We start from the raw sequence: 6,328 nt of genomic DNA on the forward strand, positions 1-6,328 counted from the left end.
AGCAGTGGCAACCTCGCCGTCACCGCCACGGGCACAGCCACCTTGGCGGGCCAAAGCCTGGCTGGTGCCGATGTGCAGCTCACCGGCAGCGGCGTCGATATCAGCCACGGGCAGCTCAGCGGCCGCAACCTCGGCCTGGCAGCCACCACAGGTGATGTCACCACCACCAACGCTACCGTCATCGCCAGCCAGACCCTGACCGCCAGCACCACCCAAACCCTGCGCACCGATGGCGCCGTGTTCTCGGCCAACCAGCTCAGCCTGGCTGCGCATGACATCTCCAACGTGGGTGGGCAGCTGCTGCAAACCGGCACCGGTGACTTGGCGCTAAACCTGGCGGGCAACCTGGACAACACCGGCGGAACCATCGCAGCCAACAGCCAGAACCTGGGCCTGAACGCCCAAACCCTGGACAACACCAGCGGCCACATCACCCATGTCGGCACCGGTACCCTGGCCATCACCGCCACCACATTCAACGGCCAAGCTGGGCAAACCGCCTCCAACGGCACACTGAACCTGAGCGCAGCCACCGTACTGCACGACAACGCCACGCTGGTGGCGGACCAGGTGAACATCACCGCCACCACGCTCAGCAACCAGCACGGCAGCATCCAGCAGACCGGTACCGGCCAGACCACCATCAACGCCAGCCAGAGCGTCAACAACAGCAGCGGCACGCTGGCCAGCAATGGCAACCTGGTGCTCAGCGCCCCCAGCATCAACAACAACCACGGCAGCATTACCGCCAACCAGAGCGCCCGCATCACCGCCAGTGTCAGCACCACCACCCAGCTGGACAACACCGACGGCAGCATCGCCGCCAGCCAGAACCTCCAGATCAACGGCGGCACGCTCAGCAACACCCGAGGCACCCTGCAGGCCACCAACGGCAATACCACATTGACCGTGGCCGACTTCAGCAACACCGGCAGCGTATTCGCAGGCGCCAACTTGCACACGCAGGCCAGCACAGTCAACAACAGCGGAACGCTGTATGCCATGGGCAGCCAGACCATGGACGCCAGCGGAGCCGTCAGCAACAGCGGGGTACTGGCCGCACGGGGCGACACCACGGTCACCGCGCAAAGCCTGAGCAGCAGCACCAGCAGCCTGCTCGCCGCCGGCCTCCTGGCTGATGGGACGCTTGTTGGCACGCTGGCCAGCACCGGCAACCTGGCGGTCAGCACCAGCCAGAACCTCAGCGCCCATGGGCAAAACATCGCCGCAGCCAATGCCAGCCTGAGCGGCTCCACCCTGGACCTGAGCGGTAGCCAGACCAGCGCCAGCAATCTCACGCTTAGCGCCACCAGCGGCAATCTGGACGCCAGCCATGCCACGCTGGTAGCCACCCAAAGCCTGAACGCCAGCAGCACGCAAACCCTGCGCACCGACAGTGCCGTCGTCTCGGCCGCCAGCATCGGCCTCAGTGCACACGACCTGTCCAACATTAGTGGCCAGATCGTGCAAACCGGTAGCGGTGCATTCCAGTTGAACCTGCCCGGCAGCTTCAACAACAGCGGTGGCACCGTACAAACCGTCGGCATGGCCACCATCGCCGCGCAAAGCCTGAACAACGCCAACGGCAGCATCAGCGCACAGGACCTCAACATCACCACCAGCGGCGCACTGCAAAACACCGGCACCGGCCAGATCGCCGCCAGCCACGACCTGCACCTGCACAGCACCGGCAGCCTGGGCGACATCAGCAACCAGGGTAGCCTGCTGGCTGGCCACAGCCTAGACATTGTCAGCAGTGCCAACCTGTCCAACACCGGCACCGTCTACGCCAGCGGCGATGCCAACCTCAGCGCCACCGGCATCCTTAGCAACAGCAACGTGATTGCCGCCCAGGGCAACACCAACATCAACGCAGACAGCCTCAGCAGTGCCACCGGTAGTTTGCTGGCCGCCGGCCTGCAGGCCAACGGCAGCCTCGCCAGCACCGGCGACCTGACCGTCAGCACCGGCCAGGCCCTGGCAGCCCATGGGCAAAACGTGGCCGGTGGTAACGCCAGCCTCAGTGGCGCCAGCGTCGATATCTCTGGCAGCCAGACCAGCGCGGCCAACTTGTCCATTACCGCCAACGCAGGCGCACTCACCGCCAGCACCGCCACGCTGGTGGCCAGCCAAACCTTGACTGCCAGCAGCACGCAGACCATCACCACCGACGCTGGCACAGTTTCTGCCGCCCAGCTGGGCATCAGCGCACACGACCTGTCCAATGTAGGCGGTACCATTCTGCAGACGGGTACCGGCGGCTTCCAGCTCCAGCTACCCGGCAGCCTCGACAACAACACCGGCACCATCGCCAGCAATGGCGCATTGGACCTGCAGGCAGCCAGTCTGAGCAACCATGCCGGCGCCATCATCAGCGCACAAGGCAGCCTGGCGGTGGTCAGCCAAGCGGCGCTCGACAACAACACTGGCCGTCTGCAAGCCGCGGGCAACACATCGCTCGACACCGGCACGCTCACCAACACCGGCGGCGCAATAACGGGCGACAGTGTCCAAATCCAAACCCACGGCCAAGCCCTTGGCAACCAAAGCGGCAGCATCATCGCCACCGGAAGTACGAATGCTGGAAATACGGGAAGTGGCGACCTGACCATCAACAGTGGCGCACTGAACAACGACACCGGCTTGCTCCAGGCGGGTAACAACCTGACCATCAATACCGCTGGCCAAACCCTCACCAACACGCACAGCGGCTCCACTGGCGGCATCTTGGCCCAAGGCAACGCCAACCTAACCACGGGTGACCTCCTCAACAGCGCGGGCTATTTGGCGACCAGAGGCGACCTCACCATTGCCGCGGCACACATTGCCAACGATACGGGCGGCGTTTTGGCCAGTGGTGGCAACCTATTACTGGGCGGCACAGGGTTGGACAACAGCGCAAGCGGCCAGATTCAAGCCGTAGGCAACCTCAGCGTGAACGTAGCCTCGGGCGCTATCAACAACACCGCCGGCTCCATCCGCGCGGGCGGCAGTACCCTGCTGCAAGCCGCCAGCATCAACAACAGCAGCACCAATAGCACCACCAAAGGCATCGCTGGCTACAACGTCACACTGCAAGCCAACAGCATCAACAACCAGAACGGCAACATCCGGGCGGACAACAGCCTCAGCATCACCGGGTCCGGCAGCCTGAACAACAACCAAGGCGTGCTGACATCCGCACGCAACCTGAGCATCCAGGACACCCAGGCCAGCAGCACCAGCAACAGCCTGGCCAAAACCCTGGCGCTCACCAACACCGGCGGCAGCCTCGGCGCCGGCCAAAGCGTCCTGATCGACAGCGCCAGTCTCAGCTTTGACGGCAGTGTCACCAGCCAAGGCACCCTTAGCGCCAAGCTGCTGGGCGACTACACCCACACTGGCGCTGCGCAATGGCAGGCCGACAGCGCGCTGTCATTGGCCTTTACCGGCAGCTTCACCAACCTTGCTACGCTGCAGGTACTGGGCGACCTGCGCATAGATGCAGCCAACATCAGCAACACCTCCACCGCGCAAATCGCCGGGCAGGACGTCACCCTCACCGCCGGCGACACCATCACCAACCAAGGCAGCATCGTGGGCATGGGCAGCCTTACGCTGCAAGCCGGCCAGGCCATCCGCAACACCGGCCCCGGCGCCCTGCTGGGCGCGGCCAGCAGCAGCGGTACCCTGGCCCTGCTCGCCCCCGTGATAGAAAACCGCGACGACACTACCGCCACCGACACCCCCCCCAGCACCCTCATTTACGGCATGGGCAACGTCATCCTGGCCGGCGGCGTGGACGCCAACGGCAACGCCATCCGCGCACAAAGCATCCTCAACCAATCCGCCCAGATCGAATCCGGCGCCAGCATGCTGCTGGCCGCCAACCAGATCACCAACACCCGTCGTACCCTCACGGCGGGTGACACCTTCACCGACTACGGCACCAGCACCAGCGGCCGGGTCACGTGGACCGAGGCCAACCCGAACGTCGTCGGTGGCCGCTATATCGAGATGCCCCACGGTGGCCAATTCAACAGCGACTACCTCTACACCGATTACACGCAAACCACCCAGCGCAACGCGCTCACCAGCGTCAGCCCCGAAGCACGCATCCTCGCAGGCGGCAACATCAGCGTTGATGCCAATTTGCTGCAAAACTACTGGAGCAAGGTCGCCGCCACCGGCAGCATCGCCCTGGGCAACGCCACCATGGACCATGACTCCTGGCGCGGTGCCACGCCTTTGTTGGAGCGCACAGTCAGCAGCGGTGTCTATGTCTACCGCACCTACGACGGCCATATCTGGCCTACCTATTCGGCCAGCGGCACATTGACCTATGGCGCATTCGACAGCCGCTGGGGACCACAAACCGACGACGTCGTGCTAGCTGGCTACGACAGCAGCTTCACAGCGCTCGGTACGATCAGCGGCGTAGGCGTCACCCTGTTGAATGGCGCCGGTGCGGCAGCGGCAGCGTCTGGCACAAGTGGCCCTGTTCAGACCCAGGCAGGCAGCAGAGCCTTTGCGCCCAGCATCGCCGTGGTGGGAGCCATTGCCGCCGCCAACAGCTTGAACGCCCTGGCCGTGGGCCACAGCAGCACCAGCGGCGCCAGCGTCCCCACCCGCAGCAGCACACCCCAAAGCAACCCCAACCTGGTAGCCACCGGCCTGGTGGGTGGCAACCTGGCCGTCAACACCCTCACCGCGCCCAGCGTGCTGAACAACATCACCCTACCCGGCTCCAGTGGCGGTCTGTTCCACCTGGCCCCCAACCCCACCAGCCACTACCTGGTAGAAACCAACCCCGCTTTCACCAACCAGCAGACCTGGCTCTCCAGCGACTGGTACCTGAACCAGCTGGGCTACAACCCCGACACCACGCAAAAGCGCCTGGGCGACGGCTTCTACGAGCAGCGCCTGGTGCGCGAACAGGTGCTGGCCCTCACCGGGCGCACCCAGCTCAGCGGCTACAGCAACGAGCAGGCCCAGTACCAGGCCCTGCTGAGCGCCGGTGTCGCCACCGCCAAGGCCTTCAACATCACCCCCGGCATTGCCTTGACGGATGCACAAATGGCCAGCCTGACCACCGATGTGGTCATGCTGGAAGAGCGCACAGTGCAAGGCCAGCGCGTACTGGTACCCGTGCTGTACCTGGCCCATGTCAAGGAAGGTGACCTGCTGCCCAGCGGCCCCCTGATCGCCGCTGGCAACATCGAGCTGTACGACAGCCAGGGCCTGGTCAACCGCGGCACCATCCGCGCCAGCAACAACCTGGTGCTGGACGGTGTGAGCCTGGACAGCCGGGGCGGCAACCTGCAAAGCGGTGGCCTGATGCAGATCAGCACCCGGGGCAATGTGGACCTGAGCAACGCCCAGCTCAAGGCCGGCAGCCTGAGTCTGGACGCGGGCGGCAGCCTGCTGCTGGCCAGCACCACCACCACGCAGGGCTACCAGATCAGCGGCGCTGCCGGCTCGGCAGGCTCGGCCAGCCGCACCCTGCTGGACCGCATCGCCAGCATCGACGTGCAAGGCGACGCCGTCATCCGCACCGGCGGGGACTTCACGCAAAACGGCGCCCGCCTGGCCGTGGGCGGTAACCTGGCCGCGCTGGTGGGCGGCGACTGGAACCTGGGCGCGGTGCAGACCGGTGACACCAAGCAGATCGCCTACACGGGCCGTGTCCGGGGTGCGGCCAGCAGCACCGAGACCTTCAACACCACCAGCAGCGTCAGCGTGGGCGGAACCACCCTGGCCCAGGTGGGCGGCAACCTGACGGCCGTGGGCGCGCAGATGGACCTGGCCGGGGGCGGCACCCTGGCCGTCAAGGGCAATATCGACCTCAGCGCCGCCGTGGACCGGCTGCAGGTGGACAGCCATGCCGCCAGCAGTGGCGGCGGGCGCAGCCACAGCGATAGCCTGCACCAGGATGACCAGACACTGCAGGGCACGCGCATCCGCGCGGGCGACAACCTGACCCTGGCCAGCGGCGGCAATATTGCCCTGCAGGCCAGCAGCATCCAGCTCAGCCAGGGCGCCTTGGGCCTACAGGCCGCCGGCGACATCCTCATCGGCACGCAGAACCAGCACAGCGAGCTGGCTACGACCAATGCCGGTAGCCATAACACCGGGGTGCGCTCCACCAGCCGCACGGAAGTCGCCAGCCGGTCCCAGGATGTAGCGATGGGCAGCAGCCTGGGCGGGGGCACCGTCACCGTCATCGCCAATAACGACCTGGCGGTGCAAGGCAGCAGCATCACCTCCCAGACCAGCACCCTGCTGGCCGCGGGCAACAACCTGGTGGTTGCCTCCGCGCAAAACACCAGCAGCGCCAGCTATGCCATGG

Annotated in this window: 1 protein-coding gene; it reads left to right on the plus strand. The window is 65.5% G+C overall.

Features of this window, described 5'->3' with window-relative positions; translation table 11 throughout:
* On the plus strand, window positions 1-6,328 hold a 6,328-nt coding region (locus AC07VY_RS26445; RefSeq protein ID WP_495100125.1), incomplete at both ends, for a beta strand repeat-containing protein.

This window comes from Rhodoferax sp. GW821-FHT02C08 (assembly GCF_059421805.1).